24 protein-coding genes and 1 pseudogene are annotated in these 24,704 nt (G+C 65.6%); 12 read left to right on the forward strand and 13 right to left on the reverse strand.

Annotated features, from left to right (window positions below; all coding sequences use genetic code 11):
• Positions 1–29 precede the first annotated feature (29 nt).
• The 3 genes from NNX34_RS05775 to NNX34_RS05785 all read right to left on the reverse strand — a co-directional run bounded on the left by NNX34_RS05775 (position 30) and on the right by NNX34_RS05785 (position 3,216).
• A complete protein-coding gene (locus tag NNX34_RS05775) occupies positions 30–1,760 on the reverse strand; it encodes a sodium:proton antiporter (RefSeq protein ID WP_255765532.1) in 1,731 nt (576 codons plus the stop codon).
• Between the two features lie 46 nt (positions 1,761–1,806).
• The gene (locus NNX34_RS05780) at positions 1,807–2,583 is read right to left on the reverse strand and encodes a metal-dependent hydrolase (RefSeq protein WP_255765533.1); all 777 of its coding nucleotides are present in this window, start codon (positions 2,581–2,583) and stop codon (positions 1,807–1,809) included.
• 114 nt (positions 2,584–2,697) lie between these two features.
• Positions 2,698–3,216, reverse strand: coding sequence for a gluconokinase (locus tag NNX34_RS05785; protein WP_255765534.1), 519 nt, complete (start codon positions 3,214–3,216; stop codon positions 2,698–2,700).
• Between the two features lie 261 nt (positions 3,217–3,477).
• Between NNX34_RS05785 and NNX34_RS05790 the strand changes: the two genes are divergently transcribed.
• Positions 3,478–4,182, forward strand: a complete 705-nt coding sequence (locus NNX34_RS05790) for a FadR/GntR family transcriptional regulator (RefSeq protein WP_255765535.1) — start codon at positions 3,478–3,480, stop codon at positions 4,180–4,182.
• A 97-nt stretch (positions 4,183–4,279) separates the two neighbouring features.
• Here the strand turns inward: NNX34_RS05790 and NNX34_RS05795 are convergent, their stop codons facing one another.
• Entirely contained in the window at positions 4,280–4,777 is a 498-nt protein-coding gene (locus NNX34_RS05795) for a Dps family protein (RefSeq protein WP_255765536.1), read from the reverse strand.
• Between the two features lie 272 nt (positions 4,778–5,049).
• On the opposite strand from NNX34_RS05795, the pseudogene NNX34_RS05800 reads away from it, so the two are divergent.
• Positions 5,050–5,493: pseudogene (locus NNX34_RS05800) on the forward strand (SRPBCC family protein); the annotation flags it as partial.
• A 223-nt stretch (positions 5,494–5,716) separates the two neighbouring features.
• Here the strand turns inward: NNX34_RS05800 and NNX34_RS05805 are convergent.
• Positions 5,717–7,201, reverse strand: a complete 1,485-nt coding sequence (locus NNX34_RS05805) for an FAD-dependent oxidoreductase (protein WP_255765537.1) — start codon at positions 7,199–7,201, stop codon at positions 5,717–5,719.
• Between the two features lies 1 nt (position 7,202).
• Positions 7,203–8,000 (reverse strand): SDR family oxidoreductase, encoded by a 798-nt coding sequence (locus NNX34_RS05810; RefSeq protein WP_255765538.1) that lies wholly within the window; start codon positions 7,998–8,000, stop codon positions 7,203–7,205.
• A gap of 130 nt (positions 8,001–8,130) precedes the next feature.
• Between NNX34_RS05810 and NNX34_RS05815 the strand changes: the two genes are divergently transcribed.
• Positions 8,131–8,634 (forward strand): DUF4383 domain-containing protein, encoded by a 504-nt coding sequence (locus tag NNX34_RS05815; RefSeq protein ID WP_255765539.1) that lies wholly within the window; start codon positions 8,131–8,133, stop codon positions 8,632–8,634.
• Between the two features lie 57 nt (positions 8,635–8,691).
• Complete coding sequence (locus NNX34_RS05820) at positions 8,692–8,931, forward strand: DUF2630 family protein (RefSeq protein ID WP_255765540.1); 240 nt, start codon at positions 8,692–8,694, stop codon at positions 8,929–8,931.
• Positions 8,932–8,962: 31 nt separating this feature from the next.
• On the opposite strand, the gene NNX34_RS05825 is transcribed toward NNX34_RS05820, so the two are convergent.
• From NNX34_RS05825 to NNX34_RS05840, 4 genes are all read right to left on the reverse strand, one after another.
• Positions 8,963–9,280 carry a hypothetical protein gene (locus tag NNX34_RS05825; protein ID WP_255765541.1) on the reverse strand — a complete coding sequence of 106 codons (318 nt, stop codon included), beginning with the start codon at positions 9,278–9,280 and terminating at the stop codon, positions 8,963–8,965.
• A gap of 5 nt (positions 9,281–9,285) precedes the next feature.
• Positions 9,286–10,188, reverse strand: a complete 903-nt coding sequence (locus tag NNX34_RS05830) for a Ku protein (protein ID WP_255765542.1) — start codon at positions 10,186–10,188, stop codon at positions 9,286–9,288.
• A gap of 15 nt (positions 10,189–10,203) precedes the next feature.
• Positions 10,204–11,139: a thioesterase domain-containing protein gene (locus NNX34_RS05835; RefSeq protein ID WP_255765543.1), complete on the reverse strand. Its 936-nt coding sequence runs from the start codon at positions 11,137–11,139 to the stop codon at positions 10,204–10,206.
• A 162-nt stretch (positions 11,140–11,301) separates the two neighbouring features.
• Positions 11,302–11,952 (reverse strand): TIGR00266 family protein, encoded by a 651-nt coding sequence (locus NNX34_RS05840; protein ID WP_255765544.1) that lies wholly within the window; start codon positions 11,950–11,952, stop codon positions 11,302–11,304.
• Positions 11,953–12,118: 166 nt separating this feature from the next.
• On the opposite strand from NNX34_RS05840, the gene soxR reads away from it, so the two are divergent.
• The 4 genes from soxR (at position 12,119) to NNX34_RS05860 (ending at position 14,164) form a co-directional block, all read left to right on the forward strand.
• Complete coding sequence (soxR, locus tag NNX34_RS05845) at positions 12,119–12,577, forward strand: redox-sensitive transcriptional activator SoxR (protein ID WP_255765545.1); 459 nt, start codon at positions 12,119–12,121, stop codon at positions 12,575–12,577.
• Positions 12,578–12,660: 83 nt separating this feature from the next.
• Positions 12,661–13,212 carry a flavin reductase family protein gene (locus NNX34_RS05850; protein WP_255765546.1) on the forward strand — a complete coding sequence of 184 codons (552 nt, stop codon included), beginning with the start codon at positions 12,661–12,663 and terminating at the stop codon, positions 13,210–13,212.
• A 65-nt stretch (positions 13,213–13,277) separates the two neighbouring features.
• Complete coding sequence (locus NNX34_RS05855; RefSeq protein ID WP_255765547.1) at positions 13,278–13,496, forward strand: hypothetical protein; 219 nt, start codon at positions 13,278–13,280, stop codon at positions 13,494–13,496.
• Positions 13,497–13,498: 2 nt separating this feature from the next.
• Positions 13,499–14,164: a pentapeptide repeat-containing protein gene (locus tag NNX34_RS05860; protein ID WP_370647228.1), complete on the forward strand. Its 666-nt coding sequence runs from the start codon at positions 13,499–13,501 to the stop codon at positions 14,162–14,164.
• On the opposite strand, the gene NNX34_RS05865 is transcribed toward NNX34_RS05860, so the two are convergent.
• Positions 14,161–15,390: an Ig-like domain-containing protein gene (locus tag NNX34_RS05865; RefSeq protein ID WP_255765549.1), complete on the reverse strand. Its 1,230-nt coding sequence runs from the start codon at positions 15,388–15,390 to the stop codon at positions 14,161–14,163. The two genes, NNX34_RS05860 and NNX34_RS05865, sit on opposite strands and share 4 nt — an antisense overlap.
• Before the next feature lie 146 nt (positions 15,391–15,536).
• Positions 15,537–17,039, reverse strand: coding sequence for an SDR family oxidoreductase (locus tag NNX34_RS05870; protein ID WP_255765550.1), 1,503 nt, complete (start codon positions 17,037–17,039; stop codon positions 15,537–15,539).
• A gap of 165 nt (positions 17,040–17,204) precedes the next feature.
• On the opposite strand from NNX34_RS05870, the gene NNX34_RS05875 reads away from it, so the two are divergent.
• The 4 genes from NNX34_RS05875 (at position 17,205) to NNX34_RS05890 (ending at position 23,478) form a co-directional block, all read left to right on the forward strand.
• Positions 17,205–19,871: an ATP-dependent DNA ligase gene (locus NNX34_RS05875; RefSeq protein ID WP_255765551.1), complete on the forward strand. Its 2,667-nt coding sequence runs from the start codon at positions 17,205–17,207 to the stop codon at positions 19,869–19,871.
• A 39-nt stretch (positions 19,872–19,910) separates the two neighbouring features.
• The gene (locus NNX34_RS05880) at positions 19,911–22,391 is read left to right on the forward strand and encodes a phosphoketolase (protein WP_255765552.1); all 2,481 of its coding nucleotides are present in this window, start codon (positions 19,911–19,913) and stop codon (positions 22,389–22,391) included.
• Between the two features lie 98 nt (positions 22,392–22,489).
• Entirely contained in the window at positions 22,490–22,957 is a 468-nt protein-coding gene (locus NNX34_RS05885) for an SRPBCC family protein (RefSeq protein ID WP_255765553.1), read from the forward strand.
• Positions 22,958–23,034: 77 nt separating this feature from the next.
• Positions 23,035–23,478, forward strand: a complete 444-nt coding sequence (locus NNX34_RS05890; protein WP_255765554.1) for a GNAT family N-acetyltransferase — start codon at positions 23,035–23,037, stop codon at positions 23,476–23,478.
• Positions 23,479–23,564: 86 nt separating this feature from the next.
• Here the strand turns inward: NNX34_RS05890 and NNX34_RS05895 are convergent, their stop codons facing one another.
• Positions 23,565–24,563, reverse strand: coding sequence for an SDR family oxidoreductase (locus NNX34_RS05895; protein WP_255765555.1), 999 nt, complete (start codon positions 24,561–24,563; stop codon positions 23,565–23,567).
• Between the last annotated feature and the right edge of the window lie 141 nt (positions 24,564–24,704).

Raw genomic sequence — 24,704 nt, forward strand, 5'->3', positions numbered from 1 at the left:
CCGCCGTCCAGCGCCTGGGAACACCGCCGCTAGCGTTCCCCCAGCCGCGGGCGGAGGCGGGATTCCTCCAGGTCCAGCAGCCGCTGCGCCTCCGAAAGGGTTCGGGACGCATAGCGTCCCTCACGGCGGGCCAGCAGCAACTGGTCCCGTTCGGCCTCGACGACGGCGCGGCGCAGTACGCGGTATTGGAGCTGCGGCGTCGGATCCTCATTTTCCCCGAGTGCACGTACCCGTTCCCAGGCCAGTTCGCTGCGGAGGAAGGTGCTCTGGCGGACCCTTTCGACGACATCCGGGTCCACCTCCCGGCGTACGCCCGGGCATTGCGCAGGCTGCTCCAGAACGCTGAGCCCGGCACCGCTGAGCTCGTCCAGCAGCTTGGCCAGCTCCCTCTGGTCCGATGCCACATCCCGGCCCTGAACCCCCAGGAGGCGGATCAGCCACGGCAGGGTGACGCCCTGCAGCAGCAGGGTTGCCACGGCCACCGTGAAAGCGATCAGCACCAGCTGCTCGTGGTACGGGGTCTGCTCCGGCAGGGACTGGGCCGCGGCCAGGGTCACCACGCCCCGCATACCGGACCAGGAGATCACCATGCCGCCGCGCCAGCCCAAACCCTCGCGGCCGAGTTGCTCGACGTCGGCCCGGCGGCGGAGGTAGAGCAGCTCGGCCCGCCGATGCCGCCTGCGCTGCCGATCGTCGTTCAGCCCGCCAGCCTTGATCCGGTCCAGGCCCAGCCGGAACCGCTTGGTCCGCCGTTCCTGGTGACGGACCTTCAGCCGCAGCAGGTAGATCAGCGGAGTAACCCAGGCGAAGCGCAGCAGGATCAGCAGCACGGTGGTTGCCAGGCCGATCAGTACGGCATCGAGGACCGGAAGGAGGCTGGCGTCGATGTTCTCCACCAGATGCCGCAGTTCGAGTCCCATTAGGAGGAAAACGCCGTTTTCCAATAGGAACTGGATGGTCCGCCAGTTGATGCTGTCATTGATCCGGGCCTGCGCCGTCAGCGCTGAGGCACTGCGGTGCCCGGTGTACAGCCCGGCCACGACCACGGCGAGGACCCCCGAGGCCCCGGCTTCCTCCGCCGGAATGAAGGCAATAAAGGGAACCACAAAGGAGATTGCCGTATCCAGGACCGGATCGGAGAGTTTCGATCGGACATAGACCGTGGCCGCGCCTACCAGCAGGCCGACAAGAACGGCAACGACGACCGCGAAACCGAAGTCACCGATGCCGGCCCAGATGCTCGACAGGCCCCCGGCGGAGGCGGCGACGGCGGAGCGCAGCAGCACCAGGGCGGTGGCATCATTGACCAGCCCCTCGCCTTCGAGCACCGTGACCAGGCGCGGCGGCAGACCCAGCTTCTTTCCGATCGAAGTGGCAGCGACGGCGTCGGGCGGACTGACGACGGCGCCCAGTGCCACCGCGGCGGCGAAGTTCAGGTCCGGCAGCAGCAGGTAAAGGAGGAGCCCCGTGGCAAAAGCCGAAAACAGGACGAGGAAGACGGACAACGAGGAAATGGCACCGATGTTGCGCCGGAAGTCCACCACGGGGACGTTCACCGCGGCGGCATAGAGCAATGGGGGCAGCACCCCCATCAGGATCCATTCGTGCGGAACGGAGAACTCCGGCACGCCCGGCGTGTAGGAAAGCGCCAGCCCCACCACCACCAGGATCAGCGGTGCAGCTATCCCGAGGCGTTTGGAAAAGGCAGCAACCGTCACAATGACGGCAACACCCACTACAGCAAAAAGAGCCAGTTCCACACTTCAACTTTAGTCCCGCCCGGGTGTGCTCCCGTCCCCGGAAGGGCTAGGTATAGGGGGACCAGCCGGTCAGCGCCGTCATGCCGTCCACGGTGACGCCGTAAATCGCGTAAATGGTCACGGGCACCATCAGGGCCCATTCCCGCCATGAGCCGGCCGCGCCGATCAGGGGCAGCGAGAAGCAGCCGCTGCTCCGCCAGAGCTTACTGACAACAGGGAATCGGACCAGGGACCGCGGGCGTTTGATCCGCAGCGGCCACAGGATCATTACGCCCTGGTGGGTGAGGAGGTCGCCGACAATATGCACTGCCACGCCCAGGCCCACCGCCACCGGCAGCCAGTCATTGTTTTCCGGGGCATAGACGGCAATGAACCCCGAGAAAACCAGGGCGAGGAACCAGCTGCGAACCGGTCCGCCGGCGATTTTCAGCGCCTTGAAGGCAAATCCCATCAGCAGGACGGACAGGATCCCCGCGCCCACCGCCACTGATCCGAAGACCGGCACCTCGGTGGTCACTTTGCCCAGTGCTGTCGCCAGCGCCACGAAGACCGCCAGCCCGAGCAGGGAATGCGTGCCGCGCCGGTGGCCGCCGCTGACGGCCTCCGTAAAGCGGGCAAGGATTTTGGTGAGCGGGGGAAGGGAATGGGCAATGGTCCCGCTGTGATGGTCGAGATCGGGCAGCAGGGCAGCGCCGGCGGTCAACAGGGCACCGGTGACGACGCCGAGCGGCGTCACCGGATACCAGCCGAAGGCGTGGGGAGCGGTGGAGGCGACGGCAACCCAGGCCGCAGCGCCGCTAGCGGCATGGTGGCCACCCATCATGGTTGAAAAGTCCTTCCAGAGGGCGGTGCAGGCGCCAAAAGAGTTTATTGAAGCTACCTATTTTTCCACGGTTTCTTCGGGCCTTCGTTCACCTTGGGCCGAGGGCGCAGGTGCTTAGGCAACTGTGAATCCCAGGTGCCTAAGAATGGCCTCCACGATTTCCGCAGGAGAATCCGTTATTTCAATCCGGATACCGGCCTCGTCCAGTGAAAGCGGCTCCAACGTGCTCAACTGCGAGGGAAGCAGGGACGGCGGCATGAAATGTCCGCTTCGGGTTTTCATGCGTTCGGCAAGCACCTCGCTGCTCCCGTCCAGGTGGACGAACGTAACGTCCCCGGTTGCCTGCGCAAGGACGTTCCGGTACGTGCGTTTCAACGCGGAACAAGTGACGATGGTGCACCGGCCGTTTTCCGCCTGGACACCCATCCAGTCGCGGATGGCGTAGAGCCACGGCCAACGGTCGTCGTCGTCCAGGGGGACGCCGGCGGACATCTTGGCAATATTAACGGCCGGATGGAACTCATCAGCCTCTGCGGCGATCCATCCGAGCCGTTTGGAAAGCAGGTTGGCGATGGTGGTTTTGCCCGATCCGGCAACACCCATGATGACGAGGTGCTGTGCAGTTTGGGACATTGAAATCTCCTTGGGACGCCGTTGTCGCGGGTTCGGACCGGTTTGCTGACCCGAACTTCTGAGCACAAAGGTATCACCAACTGATGGAGCGGGACCGGATGAATCGGGGCACCGTTGGCGGCTGATCAAAGGCGGGCCTCGGAGGCTAGGCTGAAGCAGGGGGCGGGTGGCCGGTCTCAGCGGTATCCCCGCCGATTAGGCGCCCCCACTCATATGCATTCTAGGGAATATACAAAGGAACGTAGCTGGAAAGATGCGGATATGAACGAACATGCCGGCCCGCCGGCCGCGGTCCTGAACGCCCGGATCATCGAGGTCCTGGGCCAGGACATAACCTCCGGTGTGCTTGCCCCGGGGGACCGGCTCACGCTTGACGGGCTGCAGCAGGAGTTCGGAGTTTCTCGAACCGTGGTCCGCGACTGCATGCGGATCCTCGAGTCCATGAACCTGGTGTATTCCAAGCGCCGGGTCGGCATTGTGGTGCAGGAACCCCAGCTGTGGAATGTGTTCGATCCGCGGATCATCAAGTGGCGCCTGGCCGGGCCGGGCCGGGCGGAGCAGTTCCGCACCCTGACCGAACTGCGGGTGGGGGTGGAGCCGGTAGCCGCGGCGGCCGCAGCCAGTCACGCGGCACCAGCTGAGCGGGACCGGATGGTGGAGCTGGCCGCGGAGCTTCGAAGGCTCGGCGAAGCGGGGGAGCTGGATGAGTTCCTGCAGGCCGATATTGAATTCCATACGTTGCTGCTGCGTTCCAGCGGCAACGACATGTTCGCCTCGCTTCAGGACGTGGTTGCCGAAGTGCTTACCGGCCGCACCCGGCAGGGCATGATGCCGGCGAACCCGAGCGAGGCTGCCCTCCGGGGGCATGTGCTGGTGGCGGACGCCGTCGCCGCCGGCGACGGCGCTGCCGCGCTGGCGCACATGATGGATCTACTGGAAGAAGTACGGCAGGCGATCGCGGGTTAGCCGAGCCACTGGGCGCAGCTGAATGCCGGCAGTGCGGGGGACGGCAAAGGCCGGCGCACCCCTGGAAAAGGGATACGCCGGCCCGGAAGCCGGAGTCCTAGCGGGTCGGTTTCAGGTTGCTGTCTTCGGGTGTGACTACCTCTGCCGTGGCGGAAATGTTCTCGGCATCCACCATCCAGGCGTACTGCTCCAGCTTGGCAATAAAGCCGTGCAGGATGTCCGCAGTGGTCGGATCCTCTTCGTCCACCTGGTCGTGCACGTCGCGCATGGTCTTGACGACGGCCTCGAGCATGGCGACCACGTGCGTCACGGTATCGCTGGTGTCAACCAGTCCGGCGGGGAACGGCGGCAGGCTGGTGCCGTTGGCCACTGCCACGCTTCGGCCGTCCGGAACGGCGCGGAGGGCACGCATGCGCTCGGCCAGTTCATCCGCGAAGATGCGCGCGTCGTCAATGATCTCGTCAAGCTGCAGGTGCAGGTCCCGGAAGTTCTTACCTACTACGTTCCAGTGGGCCTGCTTGCCCTGCAGGTGCAGTTCGATCATGTCCACCAGGACGGCCTGCAGGTTGGTGGTCAGCTCTTCAGATGCCTTCATGTTTCCTCCAGATATTGACGAAAAATGAGTACTGGACTCACCTGCCGGAAAAAGTCCGGACACTGCAGTGCACAGCGCCGCCGGCAGGTGGATTGTTCCCCAGCCTAACCCCGGGACGCAGCTCGGAACAGAATGGACCGGTTCCCGGGACAGCTAATATAAGCAACCTTACTTCCAGTTGAAGTGACTTGTCGTCCTGTGTACGGTGAGGAAAACGGGGCCTGTGAGAAACGGCCCGGCCAAGGCAGGATTCGTACTACCGGAGGGACAGCATGACCACCGTAGAAGAGTCAATCGACGTATCAGTACCGGTTACCACCGCTTACAACCAGTGGACCCAGTTCGAGTCCTTCCCCCACTTCATGGGCGGCGTTCTCTCCATTACCCAGCTTTCGGACACCACCACACACTGGGTGACCAAGGTGGCCGGCGTCGAGCGGGAATTCGACACGGAAATCACCGAGCAGCACCCGGATGAGCGGGTCGCCTGGAAGAGTACGGACGGAAAGTCCCATGCCGGCGTCGTAACGTTCCACCGCCTGGGCGACGCCGAGACCCGGGTGACCGTCCAACTGGACTGGGATCCCGAAAACATCGTTGAGAAGCTGGGGTCCGTGGTCGGCGCCGATGACCGGCAGGTCAAGGCCGACCTCGCTCGTTTCAAGGAATTCATTGAAAGCCGCGGATCGGAAACGGGTTCGTGGCGGGGAAATGTTGACGCTCCCGGTAATGCCGCCACCGGCGCGGCCGGCACGGCTCCCGTAGGACCTACCTCCACCGACACATCGCGGCTGGCGGCAGCCCCGGACGCGGATCCGGCGATGGATGACCCGGAATCCGGCGGACCCCGGGCCGGCCTCTAGCCGCCCGGCTGGTTAAGCAAAGACTGCGGATGCCTGCAAGGCATCCGCAGTCTTTGGTTAAAACCGGGTCCGGAGATCAGGCGGGATCGAGGTTCTTAACCGCGGGACCTTCCAGCAGCGTTCCCTTGGCCGTGAACCGGGAGCCGTGCAGCGGACAATCCCAGGACTGTTCGGCGTCGTTCCAGTTCAAGACCCCCTTGAGGTGCGGGCACACGGCCGACACCCGGCTGGTCTCGCCGGCGACGGTGCAGGTACCCACCGGCTTGCCGTTCTCCCGGGACACCACACCCTGCCCCTCCGGCGGGGCCGTGTCGGTGCTGTTGACCAGTCCGGCGGCCCAGCCGGTGAGCATGGAGAGCCCCACCTCGGCGTTGTCACGCAGGGTGGACGCGGCATCCAGCGGGGCCACCCGGGGCTTGTACAGCTCGCGCGCCCACGGGTTCTCTCCGCCGAGAATCTCCGCGCTCAGGGCCAGAGACGCCGCGACGGCATTGGTCATGCCCCACTTGTTGTAACCGGTGGCTACATAGATGTTGGATCCCATCAGCGGCAACTGCCCGACGTAGGGCAGGCTGCGTGCCGGCGAGTAATCCTGCGCCGACCAGGCATAGCTGGCCGCGCTTCCCACCGCGAAGTTCTCCTCGGTCCAGTCCACCAGATCGTCCACCAGTTCCTGGGTGTGCTTTTTCCGCCCGACCGTGTGCCCGTTGCCCCCGGCGAGCAGGTAGGAAATACCGTCTGCCTCCGCGGTCCGCAGGGAGCGGGTGGGCGAATCGACGGAGAGGTACATGCCCTGCGGAACCGTTCCCGTCACCGGCAGGGCCACTGCGTAGGAACGCTCGGGTTTCAGGACGGCAAAGTAGCCGCCGCGGTCAAGGATCGGGATGCCGGTGGCCAGCACCAGGTGCCGCGCCGTGACCTCGCCCTGGCTGGTTCCGACCTTGATTCCGGCACCCTCCTCGTGGCGCGCGCCGGTCACCCGGACGCCCTCGATCAGGGTGCCGCCGTGGGCGCGGTAATCCTTGGCCAGGCCGGCAAGCACAGTCATCGGCTGGATCTGCGCCTGGTCGCGAAGCCGCAGGGCGCCCGTGGTTTCAAAGGGAAGCTCGGTCTCCGTGGTGAACTCGACGTCGAGCCCTGCCTCCTTGGCTGCCTCGTGTTCCTTCCGCAGGCTCTTGAGTCCCTGCTCGGTGGTGGCGTAGGTGTACGCGTCCCGGACCTCGTAGCCAATCCCGTTTTCGTCGCAGAATCGCAGCAGCCAGCTTTGTCCCTGCCGGTTGGCTTCCACATACTGGCGGGCAGTCTCCGCGTTATGATGCGACGTGATGCTGGACAGCTGTGTTCCCTGCAGGAGGGAAACCTTGGCCGTGGTGTTGCCGGTAGCGACCGCACCTACCGTGCGTGCTTCCAGGATGGCCACGCGCTGTCCGCTGCGTGCCAGCAGGGCTGCCGTGGTGAGGCCGGTGAGTCCGGCGCCGACCACCACGGTGTCGTAGGACGCCCCGGGGTCGAAGGGATCAGAGGGTATAACGGGCGCGGTATCGAGCCATAGAGATTTCAAGTTATCCTTCCCGCCAAGCTGACGAAGTGATGTGGGAGCCGCCCTGCGGTCCCATCTGGAGCATGCCGCCGTCGACGGCCCAGGAGGCCCCCGTGACGTAGGACGACGCCGGTGAAGCCAGGAAGGCCACGACGTCGGCAATCTCGGTGGCATAGCCGGGCCGGCCCAGCGGAATGCCGGGGCGGTCCTCGGCCTGCGGGTCGGAGTCCGTCTGCCCCGTCATGGGTGTGGCGATTTCCCCGGGCGCCACCGAATTGGCCGTGATCCCGTAGCTGCCCAGCTCCAGGGCGATGGTCTTGATCAGCCCGCCGAGGCCGTGCTTGGACGCGGTATACGCCGCGGCGCCCACTCGTGGCTGGAGTTCGTGGACGCTGGTGACGGCGATCAGCCGGCCGCCGTTGCCGGCCGCGACCATGCGCTGAGCTGCCCGCTGCAGGCAGACAAAGGCCCCGCTGAGGTTGGTGTCCAGGGTGGTGCGCCAGGCGTCATAGCCCAGCTCCAGGAACTTCTGCCCGTCCCCGGTCCCCGAGTTGTTGACGAACACGTCCAGGCCGCCCAGTTTCTCCGCCAGGGAATCCACAACGTCCGCGCACCCTGGGAGATCGGTGGTGTCCAGATGGGCGACGACGGCGGTGCGGCCGTGCGAACGGACCTCCTCAGCAGTGTCCATGGCACCCTGTTCATCCGAATGCCAGGTGATGCCCACATCCATTCCCGCCTTGGCCAGTGCTACGGCGGCGGCGCGTCCTATGCCGGAATCAGACCCCGTGACTATTGCCGTTTTAGGCGCAAACCCCATCTGGTACCCCCTCATGGTCCTGGAAAGTCAGCATGCTTCCCACCTTGCCCCAATTGTGCAACAGTTTAAAGCCCTGATCACCGAATCCTCCCGGTCCGGTTCTCCGGTGCTGCGGAGCAGAGGAGTCATCATGGCATACCCCAGCTACAGTTCCAGCGGCGGTCTCTCGGCGCGCAGGACCAATGCGCAGAAAGCCGCAATTGCATTCGGGATTGTTTTCCTGCTTATCGGAGTCCTGGGGTTCATTCCCGGGGCCACCATCAATTACAGCCAGCTTTACTTCTCGGGTTACGCATCCGAAGCCGCACTTCTGGGCATATTCCAGGTCTCGGTGCTCCACAACGTGGTCCACATGCTGCTGGGCTTCGCCGGGCTGGCCCTGGCGCGAAAGCACTCCTCGGCCAAGCTCTATTTGCTGGGAGGAGGCATCCTCTACGCCCTGCTCTTCATTTACGGGCTGCTCATCCCGCTGGAGTCGGACGCCAACTTCGTTCCCTTCAACACGGCGGACAATTGGCTGCACGCAGTGCTGGCAGTGGTGATGATCCTGCTGGGTATCTTCCTGGGACGTGAGAGCGAACCGAGCTCGTACCGCAGCAACCCGAACCCCGGTGAAGGATCAGTTCCCAACTAGCCGGGCTGCCGCGTCCGATGCTGGAATCCGCCGCCCGCCCCGGTTAGCGTTGGAGCCATGGACGAACAGGAAATCCAGCACCGGATCCAGGAACTCGTAGCGCAGGAGCAGTCCCTGCGGGAGACGGATCCGGGTGCGGAACCCGAGAAGCACGCCGCGGAACTCAGGCGGGTGGAGGAACAGCTGGACCAGTACTGGGACCTTCTCCGCCAGCGGCGGGCCAAGGCCGACGCCGGGCAGAACCCGGATGAGGCGCAGGAACGGCCCGTGGGTGAAGTCGAGGGATACCGCCAGTAGGGACCATCCCGTACGGCCGGCCCCGAGCGGACTAGTGCTGCTGCCGGCTGCTGACGGACATTTTCGGCGTGCCGGCTTCAGCTTCCCGGTCTGCCGGGCCGGCGACCTGGTGCAGCAGGGTGGCGGCACCGATGCTGCGCCGGAAGCCGCTGTCACCTCGGAAGGTCTCCCCAAGGGCCCAGACCATCAGGCAGCCTTTGCTGAGGGTCTTAAGCAGCCCGGCGTTCCTGGGCGTCAGTGCCATCATGGACGCCACGCCAAACAGGCCCCAGCCGATGAGCGGCCCGTTGGGCACCTTGAAAACAGTCTGCCGGCCGAACCGGTCCGTGAAGAAATTGCGAGATGCCATAGCGGTCAGGCGCCTTTCCGGGTTTTGGCTGTGCTTTTGGTGCCTTTGGAGTTCGCGGTTTTGGCGGGAGCCTTCTTGGTGCCGTCCTCTTTGGTGCTTTTACTGTCGGTGCCGCTCTTTTTATCGCGGTTCTTCTCTACGCTCCGCCGCAGCGCCTCCATGAGGTCCAGGACCTTGCCGCCCTCGTCCTCCTCGGATTCTCCGCCGAAGGTCTCCTCCGTGTCGAGCGATTCTCCCTGTTCGAGCTTGGCATCGATCAGGGTTTTGAGCTGCTCTTGGTAATCGTCGGTGAATTCGGAAGGATCGAAGTCCCCGCTGAAGGAATCCACGAGGGCCGAGGACATCTCCAGCTCCTTGGCGGAAATCCGCACCTTTTCGTCGAGGGAGGGGAAGGTGGCCTCCCGGACCTCGTCCTCCCACAGCAGGGTCTGGAGGGTCAGCACGTCACCGCGTACGCGCAGGGCACCCAGCCGGCTCTTCTGCCGGAGCGAGAACTGGACGATAGCCGTGCGGTCGGTGTCCTCAAGGGTGCGGCGCAGCAGCACGTAGGACTTCGTCGATTTGGAGTCCGGCTCCAGATAGTACGTCCGGTCAAACAGGATGGGATCCACCTGCTCGCTGGGCACGAATTCCACGACGTCGATTTCCCGGCTTTTCTCCACGGGAAGGGAGGCCAGATCCTCGTCGGTAAGGACCACCGTCTGCTCGCCGTCGTCGTACGCCTTTGCGATGTCCTTGTATTCCACCACCTCGCCGCAGATCTCGCAGCGGCGCTGGTAGCGGATGCGCCCGCCGTCTTTGCCATGCACCTGGTGAAGGCTGACGTCGTGGTCCTCGGTGGCGGCATAAACCTTGACCGGCACGTTGACCAGCCCAAACGCAATGGCGCCTTTCCAGATCGCTCTCATGTAGTCCAGTGAACACTAGATTCCGGTTCCGTTGCCAGAGCCGGGTTTGTCTGCGCGTGCCTCCCGCAGATGCTCCCACAGCTGCCGGTACACACGCGGATCGGAAAAATAGGCGGTATGGGATTCGGGAAAGGGTTTGCCGGAGTCCACTTCGCTGTCGGTCACGTTCACCTCCCGGCCGGCAAACACGCGTTCGGCGCAGAAGGAGATCAGGTCGCGCTCGTCCCAGAAATTCAACCAGGGGACTGCGGGCCCTGAACCGCCGCGGACTGGACCGAGATAGGCGAGGGCATCGAGGAGGTAGAACCACGGCGCCTGCGAGCCCACGGTCACCAGCAAATCCACGCGGAAGCCGTCCGCTTCGGGGGAACTGAGCAGGTCGACAGCTGCCACGGAGCCGAGGCTGTGGCCGAACAATACGACAGGTGCGTCCTGGTCCGTGCTGCGCAGGGTGTCCGCAATGCGGGCACAGGCAGCCGGACCGTGGCGCAGATAGAAGGCAACCTTGCCGAAGAAGCTGCCCGCGGCGTCGGTGAGGCGGATCCGGTGCCGGATCCCCGCCTCCGTGAGCACACCCAGGACCAGATCCTGCAGCGTCTCGCCCAGGAATGCCGCGTCAGGGCGCGCCGGCGGGGCACCGGTGCTGGAGGCCTGTTTCAGCGGATCAGCCGCTCCCAGGTCCATGCCGAAAAGGGCCAGGGCCAAGGACGTATCGGTCACTCCGGGCGGATCGTCGGCGACATACCGCGGGGGCAATGCCGGGACAAAGCTGACATTGTCGGGTGCGGCGGCGGCCCAGTCGACCGCCAGCACCCGGTAATCGGACAATCCCGGCACCGCTGCCATCTGCTCCCGGATCCGGTCCGCGAGCTGCGGATTGGGCTGGCCGGTGCCCGGCAGGAAAACCAGCGTTCCGGGTTTCTCCGGTGGTCCGAGGGGTGCGGGATCCATGGCTGCCTCCTTCGTTGCGGCGGCACCTTCACCGACCGCGCAAGGCAGCGGTTTCGGCCCGATAGGGACACTTTCACATGCCGCAGTCCCGGCCGCCAGCGAAGGGGAGGGAAGGACGGAATCCGGGTGGCTTGGCACGGCCCGGGAGGCTGTGCAGGAGCGTCAGCGGGGAACGGCAGCCACGGGACTGAAAACGCGGGTCTGCATAATCACGTCGCCGGGCCCCTGCAGATCAACCACCAGGCCTTCGCCGCTCTTCAGCGAGTTGAAGATGCCGGCCGCCTTGCGCGTCCTCATCTGGATACTCGACTCCCAGCCCACGAGGTGCCCCGTGTCCAGGGTGAAGCCTTCCCCTGCTTTCAGGGATACAACGTCCAATGCGCCGTAGGAGGAAACCAGGAGGTTGCCCTGGCCGCTGACCTTCAGCACCACCAGGCCCGAACCGGCAAACATGCCGTTCAGGGAGGCGTCCGGGCCGACGTCGAGGTTCCCGTCGTTCGCCAGCCACGCTCCCTTCGTCAAGCGGAAGCCCGTTGCATTATCCACCCCGACGGAAACCACGTCTCCGACGGACTCGGAAATGACATCGACCCAGCCGCCCTCGGCGGGGGCGGTGAAAACGGTGGTGTGGAAGCTTTCCCCGCCGATCATTTTCCCCAGGCCTTTCATAAAGCCGCCGTCAGCCTTTGCCACGAGCGTTACGCCGAAGGAATGCGCCATCATTGCTCCCGGCTGCACTTTTATTGCCTCGTGGGGTTCAAGGAAGCAGCGGGCTACTGCGTATGCCGGGCTGTGGCGGATTTCTACTTTCACAATTACCTCTTTATAAAAAATATGGGATTCAGTGGCCTGCGCTGCGAATATAACTGCCTTGATCCTAAGTGCGGGGTTCCATGGACCGGCGCGCCCGCACATTTGCCTCCGGCAAGTCGGCGGCGGCAGCGGGCGGATAATGGGTGCTGTGAGGGAAGGCGAGGCCGTGGAAGCGAATACATCCGGATCCGGGCCCGCGCGGGTGGAACTGTCCGTGGGGCAGGTGGCCGAGCGCAGCGGCGTCAGCGTATCGGCGCTGCACTTTTACGAGCGCCAGGGCCTGCTCTCCAGCCGGCGGACACAGGGTAACCAGCGGCGCTATGACCGGTCGGTGCTGCGGCGGGTGGCCGTGATCCGCGCGGCGCAGCAGGCAGGCATTCCGTTGGCCGTGATCAACCGGGCTTTCGCCGAACTGCCTCCGGACGGGGTCCCGGACCAGGCCGACTGGCAGCGGCTTTCTGCCGCCTGGCAGCAGGAACTCAATACCCGCATCCGCCACCTCCAGGCACTTCGTGACCGGCTCGGCGGCTGCATCGGCTGCGGCTGCCTCTCCCTGGCCCAGTGCCGGTTCGTGAATCCCGACGATTCGGGCACCGGCACCGGCGCCCGGGCATTCGACGCCTGAGTCCTCCGATTTGACCTCAACTATGGTTGAGGTTTTAGCGTTGAGGGATGCCCTCGATGGGTTGGTCTGCGGAAGGACTTGAGATGACGCGGAATACGGCTCTGTGCGAGCGGAATGTAACGGATGCATTCAAGGACGCCTTTCGGGCTCATCCGGCGGGCGTGGCGATCATTACGGCCGACGGCGGCAGCGGGCCCGTGGGCCTGACCGCCTCCTCGGTTTCCTCGGTTTCGGCGGAGCCGCCGATCCTGTCCTTCTCCCTGGCCTCAACCCACGGGACAGCCGGTGTAATAGCCGCGTCGGAGACCGTCATCGTCCACCTGCTTGGCTCCGAAAATGCCGGACTCGCCGCACTTTTCGCCCGGCAGGGCGCGGACCGGTTCGGCTCGACGCGCACCCGCACGCTGCCCGGCGGCGAACCCCTCCTGGAAGAAGCCCCCGTGGCACTTCGCTGCCGGATCGACGGCAGGATCCCGGTGGGCAGCTCCATCCTGATTGCGGCCACCGTCCTGGAAATCCTCCCCGGCAGCACGGAGCAGGAACCGCTGGTCTACCACAACCGGACCTATCACCGCCTGGGCGGGCACTCCGTGCTTGGCCAGGCCGGCTCGGTTGCTCCCGGAAGCGGCCAATAGCGGATAATCGGGTTCAGACCCGTACGGCGACCGTCGTCGGGAACGACCCACCGGAAGGCACGGCGATGGCAAAGAAAAAACTCAAGGACCTGAGCAGCGGACAGAAAAAGGGCCTCGGAGCCCTGACCGGACTCCAGTTCCTGCTCGCCGGAGCTGCGCTTCGGGATTTGAAGAAGCGCCCGAAGGAGCAGATCCGCGGCAGCCGCGGATGGTGGATGGCCGCGTGCGGCATCAACTTCGCCGGCCCCATCGCCTACTTCCTCTTCGGCCGGCGCTCCGCCTAGGCATGGTGCGTTCCCGCAGCACCGGAACCAAGCCGCCGGTCCTCGAGCCGGTTCGCCTGCAGGACCTGAGTGACGGTGCCGATGTTCCGGTAGGCAGCACCCAGGAAGCGGTGGCTTATGCCGGAGAATCCTTCGCCGGTTTGGAACTGCGCGGGGCAGTGTTCTCCGAATGCAGCCTCACCGGAGTGTCCCTGGACAACGCCGACCTCACCGCTGCACGGTTTCTGGAATCCACCCTGGAAAACCTGTATGCCCCGGTGTTCCGGGCGGCCAGGACCACCTTCCGGGACGTGGAGATCTCCAACCCGCGCCTGGGTTCCGCTGAGCTTTACGGCGGAAGCTGGAATTCCGTCCGGGTGGAGGGCGGCAAGATCGATTTCCTCAACCTGCGCGGCTGCACGCTGACCAACGTGCTGTTCTCCAACTGCATCATCGGGGAACTGGACCTGGACGGCGCGCGGCTGAACCGGGTGGCGTTCCACGACTGCCGGATCGACTCCCTGCTGCTGGGAAGCGGCGGTACGGCCGTGGATGCAGACCTGCGCGGATCCGCGTTCCGGAGCATCACCGGATTAGCCGGGCTGAAGGGGTTCACCGTGGACGAAGAACAGCTCCTGCTGCTGGCTCCGCTGCTCGCGGCCCAGTTGGGCCTGCGCGTGGAAGCCTAGGGCTGCCCGGCGTACTGGTCCCAGGGGATGTTCCAGTCGCCGTAGCCGTCGTCGATGGAAACCGGCCCGGCTTCGGTGTTCAGCACCTGCACCACGTCCCCGGCGTCGAAGGTGTCATAGAAGTACTTGGCGCCCTCGGCGGACATCCCAACGCAGCCGTGCGAAACATTGATGCGGCCCAGGGCACCCACGGCGCCGTCGAGGGCCTGGTGGACAAAGACACCGCTGTTGGTCAGGCGGCTGGCCCAGGAGGCGTCGAACGGCTCGTAGTAGTCCGGGTCTCCGGGCGAGAGACCGATGCTCTCTGCGCGGAAGGGCAGTTTCTCGTGCTGGCTGACGACAACCTGGTAGCCGCTGGGCGAAGGCCAGGTGGGTTCGCCGAGGGTGACGGGGAAGGTCCGGACCAGCTGCCCGTCCAGGAACACCTGCATGGTCTTGGTGTTGTTGTCCACCACGGCCAAGCGGGTGTTGTGCGTGTTGAAAGTCCGGGTTTCGTTGAAGTTGCCGATCATTCCGTTGCCGAAGTCGACGCCGAACAACTGCATGTCCACGGTGATGGCGCTGTTGGGGGCCCAGAAGGCTTCCGGCCGGTAGCGGACCCGGTTGTCCGTGATCCAGTAAAAGGCGCCGGTCTGGCCCGAGGTGCTGGTGACCTTGATGGCCTGTTCCACCGCGTCTTTGTTGGTGACCGGTTCACTGAAGGTGATATCGATGGGCTGGCCCACGCCCACGCTGGCGGCGTTCTGCGGATACATGAATGCATTGGCTTCATTCGCCGGAAGCACGGTTTCGAAGCCCTGCTTGCGCGTGGTCTCCTTGCCGGCCGAATCCGTGAGCACCACTTCCATGCCGTACCTGGTGTTGAAAGCCAGGGGTGCATTAGCGGTCCAGACGGCACCGTCGCCGGACATCACGCCGGGCACGGGCTCACCGCCCGCTTCGGGCTTCAGGATGACCTTGTTGATCACTGCATTGGTGGCGGTGACGGAGGGCACCTCGGCGGGGTTGACGCCTACGGCGCCGTCAGCCGGCGTGGTGGTGATGGATACCGGGGCGGCCTGCACGGAGGGCGACGCCGATGCGGAGGCGCCTGCTGAGGGGGACGAGCCGGTTTCCGAAGGGCCCAGCCGGCCGGTGGCGAAGGCTGCGCCGAGACTTCCGCCGATGACGAGCACCGCGGCAACCGCCGCGGCTATTGGCCATTTACGGCTTTTCTTGTCCTGCACAGCCAAGTCCCCTCAAGTACAAGCCGGGAGCCGTCACGACGACGGAACCGGCATAGTTGCAGCTGGGCCGGCTCGACCGGCGCGTATTGTCCTACCGATGATATTAGCTTCTTTGGATTTCCCGAACGCTGTTACCCAATTGCCGCCTAAACGGCTGTTCCGGGTGCGGCCGGTGTTGTCAGCCGCGCTGCCTGCCGCGTGATGTTCTTCGCCATGGAGGGAAAGATCAGGCCGTGGAAAGGGGCAATGAGCCACCAGTAGAGCTTGCCGCCCAGTCCCTTCGGGAAATAGATGGCCCGCTGCCGGTACAGGCTGCCGCCCTCGCCGTCCGGGTCCACACGCATCTCCAGCCAGGCCTTGCCGGGCACCCGCATCTCCGCACGCAGCCGCAGCAGGGTGCCGCGTTCCAGCAGTTCCACCCGCCACCAGTCCACCACGTCGCCGGTAAACAGTGTGGTGGGGTTCCGCCGGCCGCGGGTGAGGCCCGCCCCGCCGACGGTTTTGTCGAGGACCCCGCGGATGGCCCAGGCCATGGGAAGCGAATACCAGCCGTTCCGGCCGCCCACTCCCTCGATGACCTGCCAGACCGCGGCCGGGTCCACGGCCGCGCGGCGCTGCCGCGAGTCCACGTACACCGTCTGGCCAGCCCAGTCCGGGTCGCTGGGCAGGGGATCGGAGGCCAGATCCGACGACGCCGAGGCGTTGGCCCAGGTGGTTTCCACCTCGCCGCGTTTCTCCTTGCCCAGCGCCCGCTTCACGGCGTCGTGGTAGTCCGTGAGCCCGCCGTCGGGCTGCGGCAGGTATTGGTCAATGTCGTGTTCCTTGGCGACGGCGTCGTGCTGCAGGGATTCCACCAGCGGCAGCGCCATTGAACGCGGGATCGGGGTCACCAGGGACACCCAGTGTCCGGCCAGCCGCGGCGCCGGCAGCGGCAGGGCGTAGATGCGGCGCCGGGGCAATCCGGCTTCCTCCGCATATCCGTTCATGATTTCCGCGTAGGTCAGGACCTCCCGTGATCCGATGTCGAACGTGCGGTTCATGCCGGCGGGGATGTCTACGGCCCGCACCAGGTAGTGCAGGACGTCCCGCACCGCAATTGGTTCGATGCTTCGCCGTACCCAGCTCGGCGCCGGCATCACGGGCAGGGTTTCCGTCAGGTGCCGGATCATCTCGAAGGAGGCGGATCCGGAACCGATGACGACGCCGGCCTGGTACACAATGGCGGGCACCTCGCCTTCGAGCAGGATCCGGCCCACCTCGGTCCTGGATTTCATGTGCGGCGACAACTCGCCTTCCTCCGGGTGAAGCCCGCCGAGATACACGATCCGCTGCACGCCGGCCTCCGCGGCGGCGTCGGCCACCAAATGGGCAATCTCCGACTCCTGGCTGCCAAAACCCTTCCCGGACGCCATCGAGTGCACGAGGAAGTACAGGGTGTCGATGCCGGCGAAGGCCACCGCGGCGGATTCCCGGTCCGATAGGTCACCCTGGACAATTTCGACCTCGGACGCCCAGGGCACATCGGAGAGCTTTTCGGGGGAGCGTGCCAGGACCCGCACCCGGTGGCCGTCTTCAAGCAGCAGCGGGACAAGCCGTCCGCCGATGTAGCCGGTGGCCCCCGTGACCAGGATGTGCTGGCTTTCTGTCATTTTCCCAACATACACACGCGCCGCCGCCGATGGTCAGGGCGGCCGGACGCTCTGGGCGAAACCCTCCGAAGACTCTTCCGGTTCGCTGCGGCGGATACCTCGGGATTGATAAGCCCCCTGATGAAATACTGGTATTTGCCCGGTATCCCGGTAAGACTAGGGGGCATGGCGACAGGCGGAGGGAAAAACCAGGAGACCGTCAGTGTGGAGGGGCACCGGCTCCGCCTGACCAACTTGGACAAGGTGCTTTACCCGGAAACGGAGACCACCAAGGCGGATGTGATTGCCTACTACGCTGCCGTGGCCGAGTACATGCTGCCGCACTCGCGCAACCGCGCGGCCACCCGCAAGCGCTGGGTGCACGGTGTGGGGACGCCCGAGCACCCCGGCCAGGTGTTCTTCCAGAAGAACATCGAGGACTCCGCTCCTTCATGGGTGAAGCGGTTCTCGATCGAGCACAAAACCTCCACCAATACCTACCCGCTGGTGAATGACCTGGCCACGCTGACCTGGCTGGCCCAGTCCGCTGCCCTCGAAATCCATGTGCCCCAGTGGCAGTTCGGGCCGCGCGGCAAGATCGGCAATGCGGACCGGATGGTGCTGGACCTGGACCCCGGAGAAGGGGCGGGGCTGGCCGAATGCGCCGAAGTGGCACGCCTGGCCCGGGCCATCCTCTCGGACATGGGCCTGGATGCCCGGCCCGTGACCAGCGGCTCCAAGGGCATCCACCTCTACGCGGCGCTGGACGGCAGCCAGAGTTCCGACGACATCAATGCGGTGGCCCACGAGCTGGCACGCGCCCTGGAGGCTGACCATCCGGACCTGGTGGTCAGCGACATGAAAAAGACACGGCGCGTGGGCAAGGTGTTGGTGGACTGGAGCCAGAACAACGGCAACAAGACCACGATCTGCCCCTACTCGCTGCGCGGACGGTTCACTCCCACGGTGGCCGCCCCGCGGACCTGGAAAGAACTCGAGGATCCGGACCTGGCCCAGCTGGATTATCTGCAGGTGATGGACCGCGTCCACCGCGGATCCGATCCCCTGGCTGGAATGGAGAGCGGTGCCTTCGAGGAGGAGTCGCTGGAGCAGGCCACGGAGGACTCCGGCGGGGCATCGGATGGGGTCCGGTCCGCGGGCGGCGGCGCGGACCGGCTGACCAAGTACCGGAGCATGCGGGACGCCGCGAAGACGCCGGAACCCGTCCCGGAGGAAGCGTCCACTCCCTCGGAGGGCAACAGCTTCGTCATCCAGGAGCACCACGCCCGCCGGCTGCACTGGGACTTCCGCCTCGAGCACGACGGCGTGCTGGTGTCCTGGGCACTGCCGAAGGGACCGCCGTCCACGACCGGAAAGAACAACCTGGCCGTACAGACGGAGGATCATCCGCTGGAATACGGCAGATTCGAGGGACATATTCCCAAAGGGGAATATGGCGGCGGGGACGTCACCATCTGGGATCACGGCACATATGAACGCGAAAAATGGCGGGACGGCAAGGAAGTCATCGCCGTGCTGCACGGACAGCCCGACGGCGGCCTGGCTCGGGAAGGGGCAGCCGACCGGCGCTACGCACTGATCCACACCGGCTCGGGCGGTGACAAGGCCAACAACAACTGGCTGATCCACCTGATGAAGAACCAGCCGAAGCCGGGCGAAAAGGGACAGCCGGAAGCTCCGGGCGAAAAGGGACAGCCGGAAGCTCCGCCGGCCGGGTCCGCCGCCGCTCCCGCGGACGCCCCGGAATCGCCCGCGGAGTCCGTGGCCGCTGCCGCCCGGACACGGCCGGCCACGGCCGCCGCCCCGGCAAAAACCTCGTCCGTCGACGTTGGGAAGGCGGACCGCGACGCGGAAGACGCCTCGGTGCCCGCCGTCGAGCCGATGCTGGCAACGCTCGGCAGCCGGGCGGAGATCAACGACGACGACGAGTGGGCCTTCGAGATGAAATGGGACGGCGTGCGCGCCGTCGTCACCGTGACGCCGGCAGGCACCCGGCTGATCTCCCGCAACGGCAATGACATGACCGCCGCTTATCCGGAACTGCAGGACCTCAGTGCGCACCTCAACGGGGAGCGGGCCGTACTGGACGCCGAAATCGTCGCGCTGAACAAGGCCGGCCGGCCGGACTTCGGCCTGCTGCAGCCGCGCATGCACCTGACCAAGCCGCGGGAAATCGCCGCGGCCGCCGCACGGACGCCGGTGCACCTGATGGTCTTTGACCTGCTCTGGCTGGACGGGAACTCGCTGGCGGACCTCAGCTACGAACAGCGCCGGGAAATCCTTGAGCAGGCCGTGGAGCCCGTCCCCGACGGGCACCTCCAGGTTCCGCCCGCACTGGACATGTCCATGGACGAGGCGGTGGCGGCCAGCAAGGAACTGGGGCTGGAAGGCGTGATGGCCAAACGCCGCAGCAGCACCTATTCCCCCGGCCGTCGGTCCAAGAACTGGGTGAAGCTGAAGAACCAGCTGACCCAGGAGGTAGTGGTGGTGGGCTGGCGGCCGGGGCAGGGAAACCGGCAGAACAAGGTCGGTTCCCTCCTGGTTGCCGTTCCGGACGGGGTGGACCTGAAATACATCGGACGGGTGGGGTCCGGCCTGAGCGAGAAGGACCTCGCGACCATCGGTCCGCGCCTGAAGAAAATGTCCCGGAAAACGGCGCCGCTGGACGATGTGCCTTCTGCGGATGCCTCCGACGCGCAGTGGGTGCGGCCGGCGCTGGTGGGCGAAGTGACCTTCTCCGAACGCACCGGCACCGGAAAACTGCGCCATCCCGTCTGGCGCGGCCTGCGCCCGGATAAGAAACCGTCCGACGTCGTGGTGGAGACCCTTTAGGCGCACCACGCCGATACCTGACCGGAAAGGACCCCCAAGATGACCGAGACCAATGCTGCCTCCACGGCCCGCATTCCCGGCACCGAACCGCATCCCGACAGCGCCCTGGACGGTGTGGACGCGTGGTGGCGGGCCGCGAACTATCTCTCTGCCGGCCAGATCTACCTGCGCGACAACCCGCTGCTGCGCCGACCGCTGGAAACATCGGACGTCAAGGCGCGGCTGCTGGGGCACTGGGGGACCACACCCGGACTGAACTTCATCTATGCCCACCTGAACCGGCTGATCCGCGAGCAGAAACGCAACGTCCTGTTCATTACCGGGCCCGGGCACGGCGGCCCTGCCAATGTTGCGAATGCCTGGCTGGAGGGCACCTACTCGGAGATCTACAGCCATGTGGGCCGGGACGAGGAAGGGCTGCGCACCCTGTTCCGGCAGTTCTCCTACCCCGGTGGAATCCCCAGCCATGCGGCGCCGGAGACTCCCGGGTCCATCCACGAGGGCGGTGAACTGGGCTATTCCCTGGCCCATGCCTACGGGGCGGTGTTCGACAACCCGGACCTGGTGGCCGCCACGGTGATCGGCGACGGCGAGGCCGAAACCGGTCCGCTGGCCGCCAGCTGGCATTCCAACAGCTTCCTCGACCCGGCGGTGGACGGAGCGGTGCTGCCCATCCTGCACCTGAACGGCTACAAGATCGCCAACCCCACCATCCTGTCCCGGATGCCCGAGGAACAGCTGCTGAAACTGCTTGAAGGCTATGGGTACCGCCCCTACGTGGTGACGGTGGAGGACCCCGCCGCCGTCCGACAGGCCCACGAGGACTTCGCTGCCGTCCTGGAGACCTGCCTGGCGGAAATCACCGCGATCCAGGCGCCGTACCGCACCGGCGAAAAGACCGCGGTGACCCCTGACATCCCCGGCGCCGACGCGATGGAGCAGCACGCTCCGCGCTGGCCGATGATCGTGTTCCGTTCGCCCAAGGGCTGGACCGGTCCGGCCGTCGTCGACGGCCTGCAGGTCGAGGGCACCTGGCGGGCCCACCAGGTGCCGCTGTCCGAGATCCACGACAACCCGGAGCATCTGGCCCAGCTGCAGGAATGGCTGCAGTCCTACCGGCCCGGGGAGCTGTTTGACGCCGAAGGCCGGCTTGCCGCAGGGATTGCCGCGCTGGCTCCGGAAGGGGACCTGCGGATGAGTGCGACGCCGTACGCCAACGGCGGGCGCCTGCTCCAGGACCTGCACCTGCCGGAGTTTGCGGACCATGCGGTGAAGATCGACCATCCGGGCTCCGAACGGGTAAGCCCGATGTACAACCTGGGCGGCTACCTGCGCGAAGTGATCCGGAAGAACCCGTCCAACTTCCGGATTTTCGGGCCGGATGAAACCGCGTCCAACCGGCTGCAGGCCGTCTACGACGTCACGGACAAGGCCTGGCAGCAGCGCATTGACGAGCTCGACGAACATCTGGCCCGCAGCGGACGCGTGGCCGAGGTGCTCAGCGAACACCTGTGCGAAGGGTGGCTGGAGGGGTACCTGCTGACCGGCCGGCACGGCGTGTTCAACTGCTACGAGGCCTTCGTGCACATTGTGGATTCCATGTTCAACCAGCACGCCAAGTGGCTGAAGGTCAGCCGCGGGCTAAGCTGGCGCCAACCGGTCGCCTCGCTGAACTACCTGCTCTCCAGCCACGTCTGGCAGCAGGACCACAACGGGTTCTCGCACCAGGATCCGGGCTTCATTGACCATGTGGTGAACAAGAAGGCAGACGTCATCCGGGTCTACCTGCCGCCGGACGCCAACACCCTGCTGGCCGTGGCCGGGAACATCCTGGACAGCAGGGACCGGGTCAACGTGGTGGTCTCCGGCAAGCAGCCGGCTCCGGTCTGGCTGGATCCGGAACAGGCGCTGCTGCATGTGGAGCGCGGCGTCGGGATCTGGGACTTTGCCGGCAGCGAGGGCGCCGGCCCGGGCACCCGGACCGATCCCGACGTCGTGATGGCCTGCGCGGGCGACGTACCCACGCTGGAAACCGTGGCTGCGGCGGCGCTGCTGAAGGACCAGCTGCCGGACCTGAGGATCCGGGTAGTCAACGTGGTGGACCTGATGGTGCTGCAGGATCCGCGCGAACATCCGAACGGGCTTCCGGACCGGGATTTCGACACCCTGTTCACGCAGGATAAACCGGTGATTTTCGCCTATCACGGCTATCCCTGGCTCATCCACCGGCTGACCTACCGGCGCACCAACCACGACAACCTGCACGTGCGCGGCTACAAGGAGGAAGGCACCACCACCACGCCGTTCGACATGGCCATGCTGAACCAGATCGACAGGTTCCAATTGGCCATCGACGTGCTGGACCGGGTAGCGTCGCTGGGATCGACGCAGGCGTCCTTCCGGCAGTATTTGCAGGACGAACGGGCACGTGCCCGGCAGTACACCCGCGACGAAGGGCAGGATCCGCCGTACATCACCGGCTGGAACCTGCAGGAAGCAGAGCAGGACACGCCCGGCTGAGCACCACCGGCCAGGCGCGGTACGCACAGGCTTCGGCGGCGCCCCTAAAGGGCAGCACGCCGTGGAAAAGTACGATCCATCCATCGAAGGAGAGTTCATTGACCACTGATCAGACGAGCGTTGTAGTTTCCCGGGTCATCGATGCCTCGGCCGCGGACATCTTCAATCTGTTGTCCAACCCCGAGCGCCACCACGAGCTGGACGGCTCCGGCATGGTGGTTTCGGACGAGAAGACCGACCGCATTACGGCTTCCGGCCAGGTCTTCACCATGAACATGCACAACGAAAAAATGGGCGACTACCAGACGGAAAACCACGTCACCGGGTACGACCACAACAAGCTGCTGGCCTGGCAGACCGCTCCGGCCGGCACCGAACCCAAGGGCTGGCAGTGGGTCTGGGAACTCCAGGCCGACGGCGCCGACTCCACCGAGGTCACCCTGACCTATGACTGGTCCCATGTCACGGACAAGGAGACCCTGAAGAAGGTCTCCTTCCCGATGGTGTCCAAGGACGACCTCGAGGAATCCCTGAACAAGCTCGCCGCAGCGGTCTCCGGCGCCTAGGGTTTTTCAGGACGCACGACGGCGGCCGGTGTCTTCCTTCGGGAAGGCGCCGGCCGCCGTCGTTGTAGGGTGGCGCAATGATTCGAGAAGGCACACCGCTGGACATCCTCGAACTTGCCCGGCTCCGGGCGGCCTGGGTGGCCGAGGCCGGCGGGGACGGCCGGGCTGATGCGGGCTTTGTTGACGAGTTCAGCTCCTGGCTCGCGGCCAACCCGCGTACCTTTTTCGTCGCTGCATCGGATGCCGGCGATGCCCTGATCGGCATGCTGAACCTGTCGATCTTCGAGCGGATGCCGAAGCCGGGCAAACCGGCGTCGGTCTGGGTTTATCTGGCCAACGCCTATGTGCTGCCCGCCCACCGGAACGCCGGGGTGGGCAGCTCCCTGGTGTCCGCGGCGGTCGACTATGCGCGTTGTCTCGGGGCGGCACGGATTGTCACCTCTCCGGCTGGGGAGTCCAAGGACTTCTACGCCCGGCACGGTTTCGAGACGGCCGAGGAACTGGCCGTTTACCGGTTCTGACCCGCGGCAAGGACAGGCCAAACAACGACGGCGGCCGGCACCTTCCGTAGGGAAGGTGCCGGCCGCCGTCGTACTGCGTGCGGAGGTTAGACCGCGGACCAGCCGCCGTCGGAGGGCAGGATGGCGCCGTTGATGTTCACGCCGTCATCGCTGAGCAGGAACGTGATGGACGCAGCGAGGTCCTCCGCCGAGGCCAGGCCCGGAATGTTGACGCGTTCCGGGGACAGGCGCGCCTCGCCGTACTCGCTGGTCTTGCCGCCCATCGGAATGCCGGTGGCTACGCCGCCCGGAGCAACGGCGTTCACGCGTATGCCTTCACGGGCATACATAAACGCGGTGCTGCGGGTGATGCCTACGACGGCGTGCTTGGAGGCGGTGTACGCCACGCCCGAAGCGGAGCCGCGCAGGCCGGCTTCGGAGGTGATGTTCACAATCGAGCCCTTGCGGGCTTCGAGCATGGTCGGCAGCACGGCGCGGGTCAGGCGCATCAGGCCCTCCACGTTGACGGCGAAGATCTTCTGCCACATGGCATCGGAGACCTCGTGCAGCGGGGAGAAGTCGTCATTGATGCCGGCCACGTTGGCCAGGCCGTCAATCCTGGTGCCGGAAGCGGCCATGATGCGGTCGATGGCGGCGGCATCGGTCAGGTCGCCTGCAACCGGAACAATGGCCTCGCCCAGTTCTCCGGCGAGTTCCTTGATCTTCGCCTCGGCGATGTCGACGGCAATCACGCGGCCGCCTTCGCGGGCAATGCGGGCGGCGGTGGCGCGGCCGATGCCGGAGCCGGCGCCGGTGACGATGATGGTGCGGCCTTCGAATCGGCCTTCAACGGTCGGCAGGACGGTTTCGGCGATCTCGGGCATCACGCCGCCGTTGGCCTGCTTCACGAGTTCATCCACGGCAGCCTGCGGGAACTTGCCCTGGCTGAGGTCAACCAGCTGCTGCAGCTTCATGGTCAGGGCGGGGCCGAGGGTCTTCTCGTCGCTTCCGGCCTGCGCGAGCATGCCGCGGATGGCGGGACCGCCGGCGGGGTGGTCGAGCCACTGCTGGACGGTGTTCTGGGCGGTGATGGGCGAATTGGCCACGAACCGGTCCTTTCGATCGGAGGAGCGGCCGTAATCTGCGGCCGCCGGTATCGGCAGCTCGCCACGATGGTTACACGTGTAAGTTGCCTGTATCGTCAGACTACCGGAGAAATCTCCGGAGGATAAGGGGCTGATTTCCGC

The sequence above is a fragment of the Arthrobacter sp. zg-Y1116 genome, assembly GCF_024385485.1.
In the GTDB taxonomy this organism is placed as follows: domain Bacteria; phylum Actinomycetota; class Actinomycetes; order Actinomycetales; family Micrococcaceae; genus Arthrobacter_B.

Bases quoted from the DNA above. Each gene is read 5' to 3' on its own strand.
- NNX34_RS05780 (WP_255765533.1), bottom strand. From the start codon at position 2,583: ATGATGGGTGGCCACCATGCCGCTAGCGGCGCTGCGGCCTGGGTTGCC.
- NNX34_RS05785 (WP_255765534.1), bottom strand. From the start codon at position 3,216: ATGTCCCAAACTGCACAGCACCTCGTCATCATGGGTGTTGCCGGATCG.
- NNX34_RS05790 (WP_255765535.1), top strand. From the start codon at position 3,478: ATGAACGAACATGCCGGCCCGCCGGCCGCGGTCCTGAACGCCCGGATC.
- NNX34_RS05795 (WP_255765536.1), bottom strand. From the start codon at position 4,777: ATGAAGGCATCTGAAGAGCTGACCACCAACCTGCAGGCCGTCCTGGTG.
- NNX34_RS05810 (WP_255765538.1), bottom strand. From the start codon at position 8,000: ATGGGGTTTGCGCCTAAAACGGCAATAGTCACGGGGTCTGATTCCGGC.
- NNX34_RS05815 (WP_255765539.1), top strand. From the start codon at position 8,131: ATGGCATACCCCAGCTACAGTTCCAGCGGCGGTCTCTCGGCGCGCAGG.
- NNX34_RS05820 (WP_255765540.1), top strand. From the start codon at position 8,692: ATGGACGAACAGGAAATCCAGCACCGGATCCAGGAACTCGTAGCGCAG.
- NNX34_RS05825 (WP_255765541.1), bottom strand. From the start codon at position 9,280: ATGGCATCTCGCAATTTCTTCACGGACCGGTTCGGCCGGCAGACTGTT.
- NNX34_RS05830 (WP_255765542.1), bottom strand. From the start codon at position 10,188: ATGAGAGCGATCTGGAAAGGCGCCATTGCGTTTGGGCTGGTCAACGTG.
- NNX34_RS05835 (WP_255765543.1), bottom strand. From the start codon at position 11,139: ATGGATCCCGCACCCCTCGGACCACCGGAGAAACCCGGAACGCTGGTT.
- NNX34_RS05850 (WP_255765546.1), top strand. From the start codon at position 12,661: ATGACGCGGAATACGGCTCTGTGCGAGCGGAATGTAACGGATGCATTC.
- NNX34_RS05855 (WP_255765547.1), top strand. From the start codon at position 13,278: ATGGCAAAGAAAAAACTCAAGGACCTGAGCAGCGGACAGAAAAAGGGC.
- NNX34_RS05860 (WP_370647228.1), top strand. From the start codon at position 13,499: ATGGTGCGTTCCCGCAGCACCGGAACCAAGCCGCCGGTCCTCGAGCCG.
- NNX34_RS05870 (WP_255765550.1), bottom strand. From the start codon at position 17,039: ATGACAGAAAGCCAGCACATCCTGGTCACGGGGGCCACCGGCTACATC.
- NNX34_RS05875 (WP_255765551.1), top strand. From the start codon at position 17,205: ATGGCGACAGGCGGAGGGAAAAACCAGGAGACCGTCAGTGTGGAGGGG.
- NNX34_RS05880 (WP_255765552.1), top strand. From the start codon at position 19,911: ATGACCGAGACCAATGCTGCCTCCACGGCCCGCATTCCCGGCACCGAA.
- NNX34_RS05890 (WP_255765554.1), top strand. From the start codon at position 23,035: ATGATTCGAGAAGGCACACCGCTGGACATCCTCGAACTTGCCCGGCTC.